The following is a 19035-nucleotide window of genomic DNA, read 5'->3' as shown; positions in this document are numbered from 1 at the left end:
ATAGTATTCCGTGTAACTTTTTTGAAGCGGTGAAGAACTTGTTACAACTGACGGGAGAACGTGTCATTCCCGAATTGATGAAACCGACCAACGGCATGTTGTTGGAGCATATCGCCCGATATTACTTTTCCTTTCCTTATGTGAAGGGCCGGGTTTTGGATATTGCCTGCGGTTCCGGTTACGGAACTCATATGGTGGCCAAAGCCTGTAAAAAGGAAGTGAAAGGGGTTATCGGGGTGGATCTGGATCCCCAAACCGTCGAATACGCTCGAAAGACGTATTATCATCCTTTGACGGAATACCGTGTGGTCGATGCTTTGGATCCGGAATTACCGCAAAAGCTGGGATGCTTTGATACGATCCTTTCTTTTGAAACCATTGAACACCTTCAGGATGATCGACTGTTTATGCGGCATTTGCACGAGATGTTGGCTCCGGGAGGGACGTTGGTGCTGTCCACCCCCTTTGGAAGGGGGCGGGGAAAACCGTGTAAATGTCCTTTTCATGTTCATCAGCTGACCCCGGAAGAATTTGCGGCCCTGTTTGGCGGTTTTCGCGAAACGGAGATCTATTACCAGCGGGGTGTAACCATCGAACCACCGAGAGAAGGGCTGAAGTATCCGTTGGGTGTGGCGGTATGCCAGAAATAAATGGATTTCTTGTGTCATGGAATGAGTCGCCTTGAAGCCCGTCGGGCTTCTTTGTTTTGTGCGAAGGAGGGATTTTTTCTATGTGGTTCAAGTATCGAATGGAAGGAAGTGCCGCCGCTCCCGCACCGAAGCTTTATTACGGATGGTGGATCGTCTTCATTTCCGCTATGGGGCTTTTCTTTTCGGCACCGGGTCAAACGTATTCCAACTCCGTGTTTATCGATCATTACATTCGTGATTTCGGTTGGAGCCGGTCGTTGGTATCCGGTATCTACTCCGGTGCTACACTGATCGCTGGAGTCCTGCTGATGCTGATCGGCCGTCTTGTGGATCGGTGGGGTCAGCGGAGGATGATGGTGGTTGTCGGCGGGATGCTGGCTCTGTCCTGTTTTTGGAACAGTGTCGTGTTTACGCCGGTCATGCTTTTTGTCGGCTTTTTGTGTGCTCGTTTGTTTGGACAGGGCTCCATGACTCTGGTTCCCAATACGCTGGTTCCTCAGTGGTTTATCAAGAAACGCGGAAGAGCGCTCAGCTTGATGATGATCGGCGGATTTGCCGGTGCCACCTTCGCTCCGATGATCAATGCCTGGCTGATTGATCAGTGGAGTTGGCCGGTTGCGTGGCGGGTTTGGGGGATCGCCCTTTTGCTTGTATTCGTTCCTACGGCGTGGGTCTGGGTGCGCAATACTCCCGAGGAAATGGGTCTGTTACCCGACCAGTCCGGTGCACGAACATCGGATTCCAGTGAAGAGGAGCCGGAGGAGGAGAGTTGGACACTTCGGGAAGCGATGAAAACCCGCTCCTTTTGGCTGATTTTAGTGTGTGTTTCCATCCCGGCTCTGGTGAATACGGGACTCACGTTCCATCTGACCTCGATTTTCCGAGAACAGGGGCTTGGCGTTTCCACAGCGGCTCTTGTACTCGGGTTGATGGCTTTTACAGGATTTCCGATGACCTTGGTCTCCGGTTACATCGTGGACCGATTTCCAGTTCAGCGTGTGTTGGCGGGTACGTTTCTTATACAACTGGTGTTTTTGGTTTGGGTCCTCCAGGTTCATTCACCGATGGCGGCGATCGTATTCGCTTTGCTTTGGGGGACGTGCAACGGATTGGAACAGATTATCCTGAGCGCTATTTGGCCGGAATACTTCGGCCGCCGATACCTGGGAAGCATCCGGGGCGTCGCCATGATGATGGTGGTTGGTTCCGCCTTGGGCCCGCTTCCCTTCGGCGTCGCCTTCGATCATTTCGGCGGTTATATGGAGATCATCTTTCTCACCTGTATATTGCCGGTGATCGGCTTTCTGGCCGCTGCCTTGTCTCCCCCTCCCCAAAAGAGTGCTGCAGCGGAAAAAGGATGAACCGGTAGGAGAGAAGGGCTCACCATCGGCACCCAACCGAGTTCCCGATCGGTTGGGTGTTCTTTTGGACTTGATCATACGCTGGAAGGTTACTTGTTAAAAAGTTGTTTTCTTTCTATGGTGAACGTCGGCGAATTGACCGTTTCTCTTTAATTCAGTTATAAGAGTGTAATCCCCAGTTTTCTTAATAAAGAATATCGGACAGATTATTTTTTTGTCCGAGTTTTAGATCAAACTATAGGATTTTTAATGTGCAGGTTCACTATATGAAATATTGGTACTGCTTGCTTGATGTGCGGGTTCGCTGTCCAAATCATTGATACTGAAGGAGCCAAAGTTGTCGTTTTCACAAACAATGGTCGTCCAAATGAAAAGGTTTAGAGCCGTTACACCGAATACCCTACCCCACTTCATACAAATCCCTCCCCCCTACTTCTTTTTCATTTCTTCTTGTATTCTAAACATATTGGTTGTACACTGCTGAAATTCCTTCTCATTAATATCCTTCCAGCATCTAGCTAAACGATACCATCCGTGATATTCTTTATCTTTGTAACAATATTTTTGAGCTAATCCTACTGCCTGACGAAACTGGGAGATCGCTTCATTGTGGGATTCCTTCAAATAATAATAGTCACCTAAAACAAGGCGAACATCTGTCAAGTAAATGGAATTATTTAACCTTTCGGCCTCTTGAATGGCTTGATTTAGTATATTTCTCGCTCGTTCCCACTTCTTTTGCTGAATGTATAAATTACCTAATTGTGTGCAAGTTCGAATGTAACGACTATCTTGGATATACTCTTTTGGAATCCCCATTGCAATATCAAAACAGAATTCGGCTCTTTTCCAATTCTTCTTTTCCATATAGATACTTCCCATAACCGTCCAAAGATCAAATGTCGTTTTCCGGTTATAGTTGAGGCTGGCTAGTTCAATTCCTTTTTGAGCGAATTTAAGGGCTTCATCAAGAGCACCGCTTTTACGAACTAGCTCTGCTCGTAGCCAATAAAATGTCAAAACAGTTTCAATCTGTTCAAGTTGAGGAAGTTCGCCCCAGATATCTTGAACAATTTTTAATGCCTCGGCTGTACGTTCCAATCGTTCGAGATAAATGGCTTTATTATGGTGGAGAAGGTATTTTACGATTGGGTAACCCCCTTCAGGGTGAAAGGCATCAAGACCACTGTTGACATATTGCAAAGCTGCTTGCAAATCATTCTGGTGATAACAGCATAAGCTTAAATCATTAAAACTATAGGCTTCGATGTTGTCCATACTATTTTCACTAGATAGACGAATGGCGTTGTTTAATTCTTTTTCGGCTTTCCTCCACTTTTGTTTGAATAGGTAGCAACCCCCTTTTAACCAATGCCAAGTTGATGCATAGGGATGATCACTTGATAATTTTATTTCATCCAATCGAACAAGTGCTTTATCTAACTGTTTCATTCTTTTCATCGATTCAATTGAAGTAAGATGAAATTTTAGATCATCCAGTTCTTTTTGTTCCTTAAGGATCAGATCTGGAAGTTTATCCATCGAAATTCCCAACTTTTCCATAAGATATATCAATTTGTCCTGCTTAACGTGTGGAACTCCACGCTCAATATTACTAATTGTTGCAGGTGAAATATTTTTGTCCGCCAAGTCTTCCAATCTCATCCCTTGTCTCTTTCTTACTTTCCTTGCTACTCCACCAATTTCACTTGTAGGAAGTTTCACCATATACAAATTCCCCCTTTTTTGTTATTCAATTTGTTATAAACATTTTATATCATTATTCGAAGGTTGAAAATATATTGAGCTAAATTTGTCGGAAATTTTCGCCTATAAATTTGACTTCAATATATGAAACCTAAATTTCTACATTTTCAAAAGTGGATATTCACCCCGAATCCAACACTGAAACTAATATATGGGTGCAGTGTAGAAGTCATAAAATCAATCGCCTGAAATCATATCAACCCGGGCGGAGAGCGTTCTCTGCCCGGGTTGTTTCCCAAAGTACCTGGTATGATTGGCTTACTTTTTCTTTAAAACCTCTCGTTTTTGCTTGAATTCTTCTTCATCGATTTCTCCCCGGGCGAATCGCTCCTCCAAGATCCGGATCCCCCGGGCTTCCTTTTTGCCAAAATCTCTGGAGATCCACATGAAAAGACCGTACACTGCAAATCCGATCAACAACACCCAGAGAATCATCATCAGGATCATCCCCCCCGGATACATGTAACCATCCATCATCGGCATTCCGCTCTCACTTCCTTTGTTTTTGCATCGTGCATGGTTCTTTTTGAATTTTTGATACAACCGTTGGTTACAAGCCTCTTGTAATGGTTATAGGGTGGCTCGAAGAGTGGAATCAAATGCAGACGGTGGAATGATGGAGCCCCGATCCTGCAGTGGTTTGATCCTGGGAGAAGGGTTACACCGCCCACTCCACCTTATAGCCGGTGTATTTCCGTATATTGAGAACGCCGGAATCCAGGATGAGGTACTGCCCCTTGATTCCCAGAAGTCTTCCGGATACTTCGGGTTGCTTGTCCAGGTTGAGGGAAGTCATCTTTTCCGGAGGTGAAGGGTTGGGATAAGCGAAGCGGTGGATGGAAGGAGCCTTCAGCAGAAACGGTTCGAATTCCGCAGGAATTCGGTGTTGCAGTTCATTCTTTACTTCATACAGATCCCGGTCGGCGATTTCGTTTTTTAACATCCGACGCCAGTTTGTTTTGTCCGGGACATACTGAGAAAGGTGAACCTCCAGTTCTCCAGCCGCTTTTCGGGTTGGAACTTCAGCGATGGGCAGGGCGGCAACGGCCCCCTGATCCATCCAGCGTTTCAAGGCATTGGTTTTCCGGGTGATCCCGACTTTGACCCCGCTGCTCAAGGCCAGATAGATATAGTGGGGTTGCATGCAGTGGGTTTCACCGAACGTGTTGTCCCGGCACGTTCCCTGATGAAAATGGCAGAGCTCCGGCTTGACGATACACAGATCGTTTTCTGGAAGCTTCCGGAAACAAGGATAACAAGAACCGCTATTGAAGGTCTTCTTGACTTTTCGTCCGCAGTGAATGCAGGCCTTTTCCCCCATAAAGGACAGGCGAATCGATTGTCCCAACCGCTCGTTGAGAAAGAGGGGCTCGTTTCCGACATCGGCGAAATAATCGACGGGATCGGAAGGCTCGTGCAGTAAAGGGCGCAGGTAACCCGTTCGTTCCATCCTGTTTTCCTCCCCTTTTTTGTTTTGTATGTATTTCAAGTGTTGCATAAAGACATCCTTTCACCATCATATCCCGGCGAGCCCGGAGGGAGCAATAGAAGCGGAGGGACATCACTTCGAACTCGCGCGAATAAACCACAGGGGAAAGGCAAAGGATACGGGTGATGATCAGCGGAGGAGTGAGGAAGATGGAGCGGGAAGGACAGGAATTTCAGCTTTCTAGTGTCGATCAGGCTTTGATGGATGAACTGTCCAATCGGGTAAGGGAGTGCTACGAGGAAATGTCGAAAATTGCATCGAGAGCGGTGGAGGACAGAGAAGGTGTCTCCCGGGAATTCTGGGCCGGCGCTGTAACGGCCGGTGAAAAGACCGACGGTCCCCTTCACGATGAAGAGGTTTGTTGGCCTGCCGGTGCCCATCGGGAAGTTTGCTATAAAAAAAACGGGGGAACCATCTTCTTGCGCCGCAGAAGTTAAAGGGGACGGATGGCGGGTGAAAAGGAAGGAGTGGGTGGTTTACAGTCCCGTTGGGCCACCCGATTGGTTATAGGGGGGTAAAAATCCTTTTTGATAAAAGGGGAAGGAATTTTTTTGTTGAAGCAAGGCTTGTTCCTTAAAAAGCGCTTAACAAAACCTTTATTTCGAAACTGAAACATCCCCGGCAAAACCCGCGTTAAACAAGAGTATAAGGCGATTTGCTTAATGATGGAAAAAGGATGAACAAATATCATTTTAGCGATTGACATATATTTTTTAATCGTATATAGTACAATTAAAAGGATTTCAAAGTTTTGGACAGCAGTAATATTCGCCCGGTTGGGCGACTGCTGAAATCCAGCGAATCCTTCCTATTAATCGATAAAGAGTTTGACCCCCTTGAGACGAAAAAACCGGCTGAAACAGCCGGTTTTTTCGTTGCAATCATTGGAAGTGATGATGGAAAAAATGGATTGTCTGTTCCAGGACTTTCTCCAGCTCCGGAGTCGTTCCCTGGAAGGGATGAACGGCATTGAAGGTATGGTCGGCTCCCGGCAGAATATGAAGCTCTCCTTGGGGTGCCTGTCGATCCAGTTCCCGAGCGGTTTCCACCGGTACGGCCGGATCGTTTTCCCCCTGCAAAATAAGAAGGGGGCGGTGGAAACGGGGAAGCCGGTCGAGGAGGTTGAATCGCTCCCGGTTGGACTCCAAATCCTCCAGTACCTCCCGATCGATCGGCATCTGTTGTCCGGTGCGGGCATTGGGGATGAATGTCCGCCCATGTTCCCGCATCTCCTGTTTGAGGTCGTCGGAGAACAGATTGAGTCGGGCGATGCTGTTCCACAGGGCGACGGCGGCGATGTTCGGATCCTCCAGAGCGCGAAGGAGACTGTTTCCTCCTCCGCGGCTGTGGCCGATCAGTCCGATGCGGTCGGGATCCATCGATTCGCCGTCGGGCAGCTTTTTTTCTCGGATCCGCCCGAGGAGATACGCGAGGTCTTCCTGTTCCCGGGTGTAGGTATTTCCAGCGAACTTATCCAGCTCCGTAAATCGCTCCGGGTCCTCTCCGATTCCGTTCATGGAGAAGTTAAAGGTTACGGCGGCGAATCCGGCTTGGGCCAGCGTTCGGGCGGCATAGGGGAAGAATCCCCAATCCTTAAACCCCTTAAACCCGTGGGAGAGGATCAATACCGGGTAGCTCCCGGATTTTTCCGGGCTCCATACCTCCCCCCGGATCCATCGATCTTCTTTTCCTAATTCCCATGTAAAGGACTGTTGTTTCATCGTTGCGGCACTTCGGGTGCCCCGCCTCCTTTCTCAGGGGAGTTAACCCCTTCCGTCTCTTTCGAAAAATCCTCTTTGAAATCCTGCCTTGGCCCCTTTGTAGCCCTTTCCGAATTGAACGTTTTTTGACAATCGGATATAATGAAGCCACAAGTAAAACAGGCTACGGGGTCTCCCGCCTCGATTCGAGGCGAGAGTGAAAAGGGAAGCCGGTGCGAATCCGGCGCGGTCCCGCCACTGTGAGTGGGGAGTGACACCGCAGGAGGCCACTCGCTTGAAGGAAGCGGGGAAGGCGCGGTGAAGCGGCGATCCACAAGCCAGGAGACCTGCCTCGTCGCCGGTGCTTGCGATCTCCTTCGAGGAAAAGGAGAGTGCACGCCCTCCGTTTCGGGAACCGAAAGGTTTCGTGTGCAGAGGAACGGCGTATCTACCCTTTTGCCTCGACGGCGATGGGTTTTTTTATTTGCGTAAAAAAAGAATGGAGAGGATGGACTGATGAAAAACAGATCTACTATTTTAGCGGGGTTGACAGCACTGCTGTTGGTATTTGGAGGAGTAGCCTGTAGCGGTGCCCCTGACGCCGCGCCGAAGAGTGGGACGAAGGCGGATGATTCGGCGGGTTCCTATCCGGTTGAAATCAAGGATGATACCGGGATCGAGGTGACCGTCAAGGAGGAACCGAAGCGGATCGTTTCGTTGATACCGAGTATGACTGAGATCGTCTATGCCCTGGACCGGGGGGATCGTGTTGTCGGGGTGACAACGAACGATGACTACCCGAAAGAGGTTGAAAAAGTGGAAAAAGTGGGCGACATGAAGGTCAATGCGGAAAAAGTGGTCTCCTTAGAGCCTGACTTGGTGCTGGCTTCGCCGATGAATGGAGAGGATACCATTGAGAAGCTGCGGGATCTGGGGCTGACGGTGATCGCTTTCGAACCCCAGAATCTGAAGGCCGTCTACGAAAAGATCCGACAGGTAGGAAAGGCGATTCACGCGGAAGAGGAAGCGGAAAAAACCGTCAAAGAGATGAAAGAAGAACAGAAGTTGGCGGAAAAGATTGCTTCCCAGGTTCCGGAGGATGAACAGGTGAAGGTGTGGTTGGAAGTGTCCCCGGATTTACATACCGGCGGTGACGGCACTTTCATGGATCAGCTGATCACGATGGCTGGCGGAGAAAACGTCGCCGGAAAGGAAAAGGATTGGGTTCAAGTGTCCGAGGAAAAAGTGGTCCAATGGAATCCCGATGTGATTCTGTTTACTCACGGAGATCGGGAGAGCATCCAATCCCGGAGCGGATGGAACAAGGTAAACGCATTGAAAGAGGAAAGGGTCGAAGCTTTGGATACAAATCGGGTCAGTCGTCCCGGTCCGCGGATTACGCAAGGGTTGTTAAATATCTCCAAAGCTCTTTACCCCGATCATTATAAAAAAGTGATGCAATGACCTCGAACAACTGGCTCCTGCGCCTGGCGGGATGGTCTTTTCTGCTGACAGCGGTTCTTCTGTTTTCGGCGGTGACGGCTGTTACCATGGGCGCGGCAGAAGTGGGTTTTTTCGAAGTGTGGCAGGTGATCGGCCATCACCTCTTCGGGGGGTGGATGTCCATTCCGGAGCCGGACCCGGCGACCGGGGCAATCGTATGGAAGATCCGTCTGCCGCGGTTGGTGCTGTCGGTGTTGGTCGGAGCTTCCTTGGCGGGAGCCGGCGTGGTTTTTCAAGGATTGTTGCGCAATCCTCTAGCCGATCCTTATATTTTGGGGGTCTCTTCCGGGGCGGCCCTTGGAGCGGCAATCGCTCTTTTTACCGAATGGGGAAGCGCTGTCCTGGGAGGGTGGACCGTTCCGGCCTGGGCCTTCGCCCTGGGATGTTTCGCTCTGTTTCTCGTTCTCCGGCTGGCCCGTGTGGGATCGGTTCTGCGGACAGAAACCTTGATTTTGTCCGGAGTGGTGATACAAACTTTTTTTGGAGCAATGCTGACCTATGTCATTGCCACCATTTCAGCCGAGGAGTTAAAGCAGATTCACCTCTGGTTAATGGGGAGTTTGGCCTTGCGGCAATGGGATCAAACCATGGCCGTGATGCCTTTTCTTTTAACGGGTACGGCCCTCATTTGGATGTTTAGCCGCCAGTTGAACCTGTTTGCTTTGGGGGAGCGTTCCGCCGGTCATCTGGGGGTTTCAGTCCGGCGGACCCGGTTATGGCTTCTCCTGATGGCGACATTGATGACGGCGGCGGCGGTAGCTGTCTCCGGAACCATCGGCTTTGTCGGGCTGATTATTCCACATATCATGCGGATGATCGCCGGGCCGGATCATCGGGTGTTGATCCCCGTCTCCGCTTTGGCCGGGGCGATCTTACTGATGTGGGCGGATACCTTGGCTCGAACGGTATTGGATCCGAGAGAGCTTCCGGTCGGTGTGATCACTGCTTTCATCGGTGCTCCTTTTTTTGCTTGGCTTTTGAAAAGAAGGCGGTCATGGTGAAGTTGGAAACCGGAGAGGGGAGGTGTGATCATCGTGTTGACAGCGGAGGGGATCACTCAATCATATGGCGGGACGGTTGTCCTTCGGGGGATCGATCTGGAAGTGAACCCCGGGGAGACCGTGGGACTGATCGGCCCCAACGGCAGTGGTAAAACCACTTTGGTCCGCCTCTTGTCCGGGGAGGAGACTCCGGATGCGGGTTCTGTAAAACTGAAGGGGCGGGAGCTTTCGGCATGGTCTCCCCGGGAGCGTGCCCGCCGGGTGGCGGTGTTGCCCCAGGAGGGGTTACCTCCGGTTGCTTTTACGGTGGAAGAGGTGGTAACCATGGGGCGCCATCCCCATCAGGGGCCCTGGCCCTGGACCGGTCGGGAAGACCGGAAAGTGGTGGACCAGGTGCTGAGCCAAACCTCATTGGAAAGGGAACGCCATCAGTCGGTCGATCGCATGAGCGGAGGAGAGCGGCAGCGGGTCGCCATCGCTAAAGCGATGGCCCAGCAACCGGAACTGCTGATCCTGGATGAACCCACGACCTTTTTGGATATCTCCCATCAGCTGGCGATTTTGGATCGCATCCGGAGTTGGCAACGAAAAGAGGGTTTGGCCGTGCTTGTCGTTTTGCACGACTTGAATTTGGCGGCCCAGTACTGCGATCGTCTGCTGATGATTCAGAACGGGGCCCTGGTCCGGGAGGGAACGCCGGCGGATGTGATCCAGTCCTCAGCCATCCGGGAAGTTTATGGAGTGGAACCGGTGATCATCCCTCACCCCTTGACCCGGATCCCGCAGGTCCTGTTGCGGCCGGAATCGGTGGACCGGCGATCCCGATTGTCCAAGGAATCGGTATCCTTTTCGGCGGATTCGCGGTATACTTTTGGTTGAAGGGAGGAATCGAGAATGCGCATCTATACGCGAACCGGTGACGCCGGGCAAACCAGCGTCGTCGGGGGCCGTGTCGATAAGGACGACATTCGGGTGGAAGCGTATGGAACCACGGACGAGGTCAATGCTTTTGTCGGCGAAGCCATGACTCGTATGGACCCGGAAAAACACGCCGACATGATTCGGGATCTGACAGACATTCAGCACGAGTTGTTCGATGCCGGCGGTGATTTGGCTCAGGCGGGAAGAAAGCGCCAGTATCGGGTGACGGCGGAGATGGTGACCCGGTTGGAGGAATGGATCGACCGCTATGAATCGGAAGCCCCGGAAATCCAGTACTTTATCCTGCCGGGTGGTTCCCCTCTCTCTTCGGCGTTGCATGTCTGCCGCGTGCTGGCCCGCCGTGCGGAACGACGGGTGGTGACTTTGACCCGGGAACAAGAGACCAATGAAGAGGTCCGTCGTTATCTGAACCGTTTATCGGATTTATTTTTCACACTCGCCCGAGCGGCCAATGCCAGGAACCGGGTGGGTGATGTGAGATACAGGCGGGATGGATAGTGAGATGGTCTCCGGCAGAGTTGATTTTCAAGAAAAAACGGACTTTTTCATCGGAAGTCATCCTTTTTTCATCGGGGGGTTATGGGGTATACTGAGAGGCGGGTTGCCCCAGTCAGGGAGCCAGGAGGGAGAAAAAGATGAGCTTGGTGATGATTCAGTATCCGAAGTGCGGCACCTGCCGGAAGGCAAAAAAATTTTTGGAACAGAAGGGGATTCCCTTTGAAGAACGGGATATTGTAAACGAACCGTTGTCGAGGGAAGAATTGAGCAAGTTTGTGGATCAAAGCGGACTGCCGGTGCAAAAGTTTTTCAATACCAGCGGTCGGAAGTACCGGGAGCTTGGGCTCAAGGACCGGTTGAAGGAGATGAGCGACGAGGAGAAATTGGACCTGCTCGCCTCTGACGGCATGCTGGTGAAACGTCCGATCGTCACTGACGGGGAGCGGGTAACAATCGGATTCAAGGAAGAAACCTTTGATCAGGTTTGGAATTGATCGGAGAGCAAGGGGGTTTCCGTCTTTTCGGAACACCTCCTTTTGTAAGGGTTTTCAATTTCACAAATATTTCTTGCGGTGTTGCGCATGAATTCATTGTAAACTAATAAATAGGAAGCATCTATCACTTGAGGAAATGGGGGTCAAAGGAGAGATGGATGCACAGCGAAAGAAAGACGAGCAGGTATCCGAGGCGACCGGTGAAAAGCGGGTTCAAAAGCTGGAATTCCGCATGGGCGCTTTCGGTGCCGCAGTACCGATGTTATTCTTTGTCATTTGGGCGGTTACGATCAGTCTCAAATCCATCAGTTCGGAACTGGGGCTGGTGTTGGGTGCGGTCTTGGGGCTGGGACTCGGCCTGTTCCTGACCAAAAGCAAGTGGGAGCAATACGCTCAAGGGCTTTTTGACGGAATGGCCCAGCCGATCGGGGTCGTCGCCATCGTGGCTTGGTTTTGGGCGGGGATGTTCGCCCAAGTCCTTCAATCCGGCGGACTGGTGGAAGGTTTGGTCTGGCTGGGGAACGTGTCGGGGGTATCCGGATCCATGTTTGTGGCCCTTACCTTCCTCCTGGCCGCGGTCTTTTCCACCGCCGTCGGTACCGGCTACGGTACCACCGTTGCCTTCTGTACCTTGATGTACCCGGCGGGAATCGTCGTGGGAGCGGACCCGGTAATGATGTTTGCCTCCATTTTGAGCGGGGCCGCTTTCGGTGATAATCTGGCTCCTGTCTCCGACACGACCATTGTGTCCGCTACGACCCAGGAGGCGGACGTACCCGGAGTGGTGCGCTCCCGTTTCAAGTACAGCATCCTCGCGGCTGTTCCTACATTGGTGCTGTTCGCCATTTTCGGCGGCGGAGGGGAATCCATCAGTGATCCGGCGGCTATCGCCGCGATGAAGGAATCATCCAACCCGGCGGGTCTGGTCTTATTAATACCCTTTGCACTGGTGATCATTCTGGCGTTGTCGGGACAGCACCTGATTACCTCGTTAACATGGGGAATTGTTTCATCGGTTCCTTTTATTCTCTTGGCCAATTTGGGAACGGTCAGCGATTTGATCCGGTTTAATCCGGACTCCGATGCGATTGTGGAAGGGGCTTTGGTCGAAGGGATCGCCGGTTATATGAATATGGCGATACTCATCCTTTTGATTGTGGCGGCTTCCCATCTGCTTAGACTGGGCGGAACCATGGAGGCTGTCTCCAAGGTGCTGACCAAGTGGATTCGGGGGATTACTCGCCGAGCGGAACTGGCGATCTGGGCTATTGTATCGTTGATGAACAGTACGATTACCATCAACACTGCCGCTGAAATCGCCGCGGCTCCCTTTGTCAAAGAGATCGGGGAGAAATACCGGATTCACCCCTACCGGCGGGCCAACTTCCTGGATGCCGTCAGCTCTGCGCTGGGTTACATCTTTCCCTGGAGTGCGGCGCTGTTACTCGGATGGTCCACGATCAGCGGTTTGAAAAGCCAATACGATTGGTTGCCGGTTATTTCACCGACTTCAGCCTTTCCCTTCGTCTTCCACGGTTGGTTTTTGGTACTGATCATGTTGGGCGCGGCCATCACGGGTTGGGGCTTGCGCTATCAAGGCAAAAACGGGGAAGAGCTGAAAGAGTTGCCCCGGGATGAACGGGATTCGCAGTGAAAAACCACAGCGGGTCGACCCTTGTGCGGGGGGCGGCCCGTTTTTTATCGGATGGGGTGTGCAATCCGTTCTCCCAGGTATGTCAGGGGGGCGATCAGATTGCAAACTTTGCTTGACACGGTTGGGGGGAACATTTACTTTAAGAAAAGATTGAATTTCTTATCAATCCGGAGGGTTCCAATGGCAAGAAAATGGATTGGCTTCCTCAGTGCAGGATTCATGATTTTTTTATTAACCGGTTGCGCTGCCCTGATGAGCGATGAAGGAAAAGATGAAGAGAAAAAAGGGGAGGAAGCGAAAGCGGAAGAGAAAAAAGAGGAGAACGAGGAAATTGAAGGGGCACAGGCCGCGAACGAGACGTTTGAAGAGATTGAATTTCAGCCGATCAACTGGATTATGGGAGCACCCGATCGTCAGCCGAAGGGAGGGTTCTGGGTTTATACCAAGGAAAAACACCCCGGAAACATCAGTGATTCCTTCGACTGGGATCAAAATGATGTCTTGTTGGTCCAAATTAGTGACAAAAAGCACTACGGAAAGAAATTGGTTCCGAAAGCCCTGCAGGTCCTGGATGACGATGTGGTCAAGGTTGTCGTCAAGCTCGATGAGGACGGTAGTGAGGGAAAGGCTCCCCGTCGCTATATCAAGGTGGATAAGGGCGCTTTGGACGGCAAGAAATTTATCGTAGAGACTCAGGATGGTGAACGGTTAACTGCAAAATGAACTCCCGGCAAAAACCCCTGCTCGCTAAGAGCAGGGGTTTTGCATGGCCGGCATATCCACTAGTAACGGTTCAGGTGATCAATGAGCCTCCTGTTGGATTCGGCCTTCGATTTGCGCCGTGAAGGGTTGGTCCAGTTGTTCGATATAATCCACCAAGGCGTCGAGATCCACTGGACCGACCACTTTGTCCGCACCTTCGGTGAAGACGGTGAATCCGTCTCCGCCGGATGCGAGAAAGCTGTTTACGGTGACAGTGTAGGATGTACCCGGATCGATCGGGGTCCCGTCATCTTTTTTGATGGCGACGATACGGTCCCCCACAGGGCGGTCGGGGTCCCACCGGTAAGTGAGTCCTGAAACTTGCAGGATTCGAGGACGATCCAGTTCCCACTGCTGATTGAGCAGTTTTTCGATCTGTTCCCCGGTTAAATGCATCGTGACCAGATCATTGCTGAAGGGCTGAACGTTATAAAGATCACCCCAGGTCACCGTGCCGGCATCGATTTGGTCCCGGATGCCGCCGGGGTTCATAAAGGCGAAATCCGTATCCATTTTCCAGCGCTGAGCATCTGCGATCAGGTTTCCGAGTGCGGATTCGCCGGCTTCGTTTGAAGTTTCTGTGATATTTTCCGCCGCCTGTCCCACTTCCTGCTCAATGATCGGTTCCACTTTCTTTTCATAGTGTTGAATGATTTCTCTCACTTGGGGGTCCGACTGAATTCCTTCATGAAACGTGGTGACGATCTCCGACTGTTTGACAGTCATATCCCGGCTGCGACGGTCCAAGAGCAGATCGACATCGGCGAAGGCCGTTCCGGAGCTGTAGGCTTGGACCACCCATTTACCGTCAACGGTTCCGTTAAGGAAGGAGTGGGTGTGGCCGGACAGGATCACGTCCACTTCATCATCCACCTTCTTGGCGATATCGATGATGGGACCTTCCATTTCACCGGTTGATGAATCCTGAAATCCGCCTTCATGAGCGACAACGACAATCGCATGGACGCCTTTTTTCTTCAGAGCGTTCACCTGTTGATTGATTGCTTGGGCTTCATCTGTGAACTGCACCCCTTTGACCCCCTCCGGGGTGACGATTTTCGGCGTTTCTTTGGTGACGATACCGATAAATCCGATGGGAATTCCTTTCACCCTCTTGATGATATGAGGAGGGAGGATGGGTTCCCCGGTGTCTTTATCCAGGAGATTGGCCGCCGTGTAAGGGAAATCGGCCCCTTTGAACCGCCCGGTTTTTTCATGGGTGCCACCGTCAATCAACCGCATCATTTCGTCGACACCTTCGTCGAATGCATGGTTTCCCACGGTTCCCAGGTCGAAGTTCAACTGATTCAATATCTCGATCGTGGGCTCATCCTGTAGGAGAGCGGAAACCGGCGCGCTGGCTCCGACAACGTCTCCCGCATGAACTTTGATCGTGTTTTTGTTTTTTGATTCCCGCTGACGAAGATAGGTGGCCAAGTAATCGGCACGCCCGGCGGGTTTTCCGTTAACCGAGCGGGTAACATTCAGTTGCCCGTGCAAATCATTGATGCTTAAGAGCTGAACCGGAACCGGCCGGGGTTTTTCCGAAGGAACGGCTTCTGCAGTCATAGCTGGTGTCATCGCCAGCCAGGCGCAGAGTAAAGTTCCCCATCCGGTTCGGATCCACCGTCTCTTCTTATCCATGTCGGATTTCCCCTCCCATAAAATCATCAGTTAAAAAGTACCTGTTTTTTATGAAAAAATGATGGATTCAGTATTAATCTTTTGACAAACTTTCTTAAATTCCTCCTCCTTCATGTGGTCTCTTCGTTGCTCCTCTCAATTAATAACAATTCCCACCTAGTAAAAAATATAAAGTTATATCATCTATTGACTTCCGCATTGTTTATGATATTTTAGGTATGGTGGATGCCTATTCCGCCCTCATTCGGATTCTTTTGCCCGGATTTCCGGCAAAGGAATCCCCGGGCATAATCTCTCTCAGGCAGCGGGGAATGTAACCTTCCCCTGAATCGTCATACTCCCGGCCGGCGGGTTCCCGGAATCAGTCGTGGGGGATGGCGCGGGATTTGCTTGCGGTTAAAAGGTGTTTATTTCCCGATAAGCCTGGGAAAATTAAAAAAAAGGGTACTGAGCCCGTACTATTTCAAGGAGGAAGGATATTATGGCCGATCGTATGGTAGGGTTGCCGGCACCGGATTTTGAAATGCTCAGCACGAAGGATCTCGAAACCCTTGAGGAAAAAGTAAAACTCTCCGACTACGAGGGGCAATGGCTGATTCTGTTCTTCTATCCGTTGGATTTCACCTTCGTATGCCCGACGGAAATCACCGCCCTTAGTGATCGTTACGAAGAGTTTGAAGATCTGGATTGCGAGATCATCGGTGTCAGCACCGACAGTGTTCACTCCCACCGGGCCTGGATCAAGACTCCGCGGGATGAGAACGGACTGGGCGATGTCAAATATCCCCTGGCTTCGGACATCACTCATAAAGTTTCCCGGGATTACGGCGTCCTGATCGAAGAAGAAGGGGTAGCCTTGCGCGGATTGTTCATCATCGATCCGGAAGGAATTCTGCGTTATCAAGTTGTCAGCGACAACAACATCGGACGCAGTGTCGACGAAACCCTTCGCGTACTGCAAGCCCTGCAAACCGGGGGACTCTGCCCTTCCGACTGGAAACCGGGCCAAAAAACCCTGGAAGTATAAGCATTTGGAACGGAAAGGGCCTAACTCCGAGGTTAGGTCCTTTTTCACCGGAGCCGAATAAAAGCGTGGTTTTAAGTGACAAGGAGGGAAGAAGCGATGGCTTTGCGTTTGCGCACAGAGATGCCGGAGCTGAAAGGTGCGACGGAATGGGTCAACGGTGAGGTGGATAAGGAGCAATTGCTCGGCAAACCGGTCCTGATCCATTTCTGGTCCGTCAGTTGTGGACTTTGCAAAAAAAGTATGCCGGATGTATTGAAGATCCGCGACGAGTACAAAGACAAGGATCTTCAAGTGGTGGGAATCCATATGCCCCGTTCCGAAAAAGACACTGAAATCGGGCCTGTCAAGGAAACCATCGAAAAATACGAGATGACGCATCCTCAGGCGATCGACAATCAACACAGCATCGTTGACGCCTTTGAGAACGAATTTGTCCCGGCCTATTATCTGTTTGACGCCGAAGGGCAATTACGCCACCGTTCCGCCGGTGAAAAAGCGCTTAAGATGATGGAAAAACCCCTGCATCGAGTGTTGGGTGAATAAATCAAGCGGAGGGATTCGCATGAACCTGCCCAAAGAGCTGCGCTACAGTGATGAACACGAGTGGGTCAAAGAAGAAGGCGACAACAAAGTGCGAATCGGGATCACCGATTTCGCCCAGGACGAACTGGGTGACATCGTCTTCGTGGAACTGCCGGAAGAAGGAGATGAACTGGAAGTCGACTCCCCCTTCGGCAGTGTCGAATCCGTCAAAACCGTATCCGAGCTCTATGCTCCGGTAAGCGGTAAAGTCGTGGAAGTGAATGAAGATCTGGAGGATTCTCCGGAAAATGTCAACGAAGCTCCCTACGACAGCGGATGGATGATCGTTGTCGAAATGAGTCAACCCTCCGATCTGGAAAAACTGATGGATGCGGACAAATATCAGGCGATGGTATCCGAAGACTGATCCCCGTCAGATCCATAGCCTTGAAATCAACGGCCGGCTTTGATGCCGGCTTTTTGTATGGACGGTTTTTGATGGGTTTTATCGAAGGAGTATTTTCTCTCTGGGGGGATGTGGTACAATATTGAATAAGTTGAGCTCTTATCAGGATTCAATCTTTTTCGACCTCTTGGGTTACCGATTTGAACAGGGAGGTGCGGGAGACCATGGGTTTTTGCTGCGGAGCCACGATGGTGGGGGCGGTGGGAACGTTGCGACAAGGATCGACATTGGTTCACAATGTTCCGCTTCTTTACTGCCCGGTCTGCCATCGGGTGGAAGTGCACCAGGCCGTTCAGGATGAATTCGATCTGCTGTTGGAGTATGCCCGGGAAGATGGTGCCCGGGAAGTGAATCTGAGAGACGAGGTCGACGAGGAAATGATCGAAGAGTGGAAAGAAACCTGCACCAGCTTTCAACAGGGACAACCCGAAACGGTTCTGCGGGAACAGATTGACATGGCACTCGATTTGATGGGAGTCGCCAAGCAGATCCATGATGAAGAATGGGAACGAGCGTTGAAAAACCGATTGCAGATTATGAGCGACCGGTTGAAACGATACCAAAAGGCGAATACGAAATGAATCGACAACAACAGCGGATTCTCGTATTGGGTGCCGGAGCTGTCGGCGGATACTTCGGGGGGCGGTTGCTGGAAAAGGGATGTGACGTCACTTTTCTGGTCAGACCCCGCCGCAAGAAACAATTGGTTGAACAAGGATTGGTCATCAGAAGCATCCACGGGGATTACCGGTCTCCCGTCCGCGCGATTACAGCAGGAGAAAAAGCGGGTCCTTTCGATATCGTTTTGCTGTCGGTGAAAGCCTATCATCTGGAACAGGCGTTACCGACGATTCGTCCTTATGTGAGTGATCAGACGTGGATCCTGCCTCTTTTGAACGGGATTGTCCATCTGGATCGTCTGAAACGGGAGTTTTCCCCGGACCGGGTACTGGGAGGGCTGTGTTTCATCGAAACGACCCTGACTGAACAGGGCGAGGTCGAGCAGTACAGCCGCCGGCACGATCTTGTGTTCGGCGAATTGGACCGGCGTGAAACGGACCGGATCCGCCGCCTGGAGGAGTTGTTCCGGGGAGCGCGCATCCAGGCTCGGGCCAGTAATGATATTCTCCGCGAGATGTGGAACAAATACATCTTCATCTCCACCTTCAGCGGGATCACTTCTCTGATGAACAGCTCGATCGGTCCTGTTTTGCAAAGCGGATACGGAACGGAAATCACGCGGCGGCTGTTGGAAGAGATTGTCCGCGTCGCCCGAGGGAAAGAGCCGTCTTTACACGAGGGGACGGCGGATCAAACCTACAGTACGATCCGCCATTTGGAACCGACGATGAAATCCTCCATGCTTCGGGATATCGAAAAGAACATGCCGGTGGAGGCGGATCATCTGCACGGTGCATTGATCCGCATGGCTCCTGAGGGAGTCGACCTGCCTCTGCTGAAGACCGTGTTCAGTTTTCTGAAAACCTATGAATCCCGGCTTCAAAGCAAGTGATCATCACAAAAGACCGAGGGATTGATCCCTCGGTCTTTCTTT

20 protein-coding genes and 1 riboswitch are annotated in these 19035 nt (G+C 51.2%); of the genes, 15 read left to right on the top strand and 5 right to left on the bottom strand.

Going from position 1 to position 19035, the window contains the following annotated elements; translation table 11 throughout:
- The first annotated feature begins 38 nt into the window (after positions 1-38).
- Both CHM34_RS11450 and CHM34_RS11445 read left to right on the top strand, forming a co-directional pair.
- On the top strand, positions 39-650 hold the full coding sequence (locus CHM34_RS11450) for a class I SAM-dependent methyltransferase (protein WP_240511982.1): 612 nt from the start codon (positions 39-41) through the stop codon (positions 648-650).
- A gap of 80 nt (positions 651-730) precedes the next feature.
- Complete coding sequence (locus tag CHM34_RS11445; protein ID WP_240511981.1) at positions 731-2011, top strand: MFS transporter; 1281 nt, start codon at positions 731-733, stop codon at positions 2009-2011.
- A gap of 429 nt (positions 2012-2440) precedes the next feature.
- On the opposite strand, the gene CHM34_RS11440 is transcribed toward CHM34_RS11445, so the two are convergent.
- The 3 genes from CHM34_RS11440 to CHM34_RS11430 all read right to left on the bottom strand — a co-directional run bounded on the left by CHM34_RS11440 (position 2441) and on the right by CHM34_RS11430 (position 5228).
- Complete coding sequence (locus CHM34_RS11440) at positions 2441-3739, bottom strand: helix-turn-helix domain-containing protein (RefSeq protein ID WP_094264737.1); 1299 nt, start codon at positions 3737-3739, stop codon at positions 2441-2443.
- A 297-nt stretch (positions 3740-4036) separates the two neighbouring features.
- A complete protein-coding gene (locus CHM34_RS11435) occupies positions 4037-4261 on the bottom strand; it encodes an SHOCT domain-containing protein (protein ID WP_240511980.1) in 225 nt (74 codons plus the stop codon).
- A gap of 175 nt (positions 4262-4436) precedes the next feature.
- The gene (locus CHM34_RS11430) at positions 4437-5228 is read right to left on the bottom strand and encodes a DUF2797 domain-containing protein (protein ID WP_094264803.1); all 792 of its coding nucleotides are present in this window, start codon (positions 5226-5228) and stop codon (positions 4437-4439) included.
- A 188-nt stretch (positions 5229-5416) separates the two neighbouring features.
- On the opposite strand from CHM34_RS11430, the gene CHM34_RS11425 reads away from it, so the two are divergent.
- Positions 5417-5704, top strand: a complete 288-nt coding sequence (locus CHM34_RS11425) for a hypothetical protein (RefSeq protein WP_141201696.1) — start codon at positions 5417-5419, stop codon at positions 5702-5704.
- A 444-nt stretch (positions 5705-6148) separates the two neighbouring features.
- Here CHM34_RS11425 and CHM34_RS11420 read toward each other — a convergent pair whose 3' ends face one another.
- Positions 6149-6988 carry an alpha/beta hydrolase family protein gene (locus CHM34_RS11420; RefSeq protein ID WP_094264735.1) on the bottom strand — a complete coding sequence of 280 codons (840 nt, stop codon included), beginning with the start codon at positions 6986-6988 and terminating at the stop codon, positions 6149-6151.
- A gap of 151 nt (positions 6989-7139) precedes the next feature.
- Positions 7140-7336: riboswitch (cobalamin riboswitch) on the top strand.
- Between the two features lie 147 nt (positions 7337-7483).
- Between CHM34_RS11420 and CHM34_RS11415 the strand changes: the two genes are divergently transcribed.
- The 7 genes from CHM34_RS11415 to CHM34_RS11385 all read left to right on the top strand — a co-directional run bounded on the left by CHM34_RS11415 (position 7484) and on the right by CHM34_RS11385 (position 13782).
- A complete protein-coding gene (locus tag CHM34_RS11415) occupies positions 7484-8431 on the top strand; it encodes an ABC transporter substrate-binding protein (RefSeq protein WP_094264734.1) in 948 nt (315 codons plus the stop codon).
- Positions 8428-9471, top strand: coding sequence for a FecCD family ABC transporter permease (locus CHM34_RS11410; RefSeq protein WP_094264733.1), 1044 nt, complete (start codon positions 8428-8430; stop codon positions 9469-9471). Before CHM34_RS11415 ends, CHM34_RS11410 begins: the two co-directional genes overlap by 4 nt.
- A gap of 24 nt (positions 9472-9495) precedes the next feature.
- Entirely contained in the window at positions 9496-10350 is an 855-nt protein-coding gene (locus tag CHM34_RS11405) for a heme ABC transporter ATP-binding protein (RefSeq protein WP_240511979.1), read from the top strand.
- Between the two features lie 15 nt (positions 10351-10365).
- Positions 10366-10911: a cob(I)yrinic acid a,c-diamide adenosyltransferase gene (locus CHM34_RS11400; RefSeq protein ID WP_094264732.1), complete on the top strand. Its 546-nt coding sequence runs from the start codon at positions 10366-10368 to the stop codon at positions 10909-10911.
- A 137-nt stretch (positions 10912-11048) separates the two neighbouring features.
- Complete coding sequence (locus CHM34_RS11395) at positions 11049-11405, top strand: arsenate reductase family protein (RefSeq protein WP_094264731.1); 357 nt, start codon at positions 11049-11051, stop codon at positions 11403-11405.
- A gap of 154 nt (positions 11406-11559) precedes the next feature.
- The gene (locus CHM34_RS11390; RefSeq protein WP_094264801.1) at positions 11560-13059 is read left to right on the top strand and encodes a Na+/H+ antiporter NhaC family protein; all 1500 of its coding nucleotides are present in this window, start codon (positions 11560-11562) and stop codon (positions 13057-13059) included.
- 180 nt (positions 13060-13239) lie between these two features.
- On the top strand, positions 13240-13782 hold the full coding sequence (locus CHM34_RS11385; protein ID WP_094264730.1) for a hypothetical protein: 543 nt from the start codon (positions 13240-13242) through the stop codon (positions 13780-13782).
- Between the two features lie 78 nt (positions 13783-13860).
- Here the strand turns inward: CHM34_RS11385 and CHM34_RS11380 are convergent, their stop codons facing one another.
- Entirely contained in the window at positions 13861-15465 is a 1605-nt protein-coding gene (locus CHM34_RS11380) for a bifunctional metallophosphatase/5'-nucleotidase (protein WP_094264729.1), read from the bottom strand.
- Positions 15466-15946: 481 nt separating this feature from the next.
- Between CHM34_RS11380 and CHM34_RS11375 the strand changes: the two genes are divergently transcribed.
- The 5 genes from CHM34_RS11375 (at position 15947) to CHM34_RS11355 (ending at position 18993) form a co-directional block, all read left to right on the top strand.
- Positions 15947-16492, top strand: coding sequence for a peroxiredoxin (locus CHM34_RS11375; protein WP_094264728.1), 546 nt, complete (start codon positions 15947-15949; stop codon positions 16490-16492).
- Positions 16493-16588: 96 nt separating this feature from the next.
- Entirely contained in the window at positions 16589-17035 is a 447-nt protein-coding gene (locus tag CHM34_RS11370; protein ID WP_276207698.1) for a redoxin domain-containing protein, read from the top strand.
- Between the two features lie 19 nt (positions 17036-17054).
- Entirely contained in the window at positions 17055-17441 is a 387-nt protein-coding gene (gene gcvH / locus CHM34_RS11365; protein WP_094264727.1) for a glycine cleavage system protein GcvH, read from the top strand.
- Positions 17442-17644: 203 nt separating this feature from the next.
- Positions 17645-18061 carry a hypothetical protein gene (locus CHM34_RS11360; protein ID WP_094264726.1) on the top strand — a complete coding sequence of 139 codons (417 nt, stop codon included), beginning with the start codon at positions 17645-17647 and terminating at the stop codon, positions 18059-18061.
- Entirely contained in the window at positions 18058-18993 is a 936-nt protein-coding gene (locus tag CHM34_RS11355) for a ketopantoate reductase family protein (RefSeq protein WP_094264725.1), read from the top strand. The genes CHM34_RS11360 and CHM34_RS11355 overlap by 4 nt, the downstream gene beginning before the upstream one ends.
- Positions 18994-19035: the final 42 nt, after the last annotated feature.

The organism is Paludifilum halophilum (assembly GCF_002245355.1).
In the GTDB taxonomy this organism is placed as follows: domain Bacteria; phylum Bacillota; class Bacilli; order Thermoactinomycetales; family DSM-45169; genus Paludifilum; species Paludifilum halophilum.
This window is presented reverse-complemented; position numbering and strand designations above follow the sequence as displayed.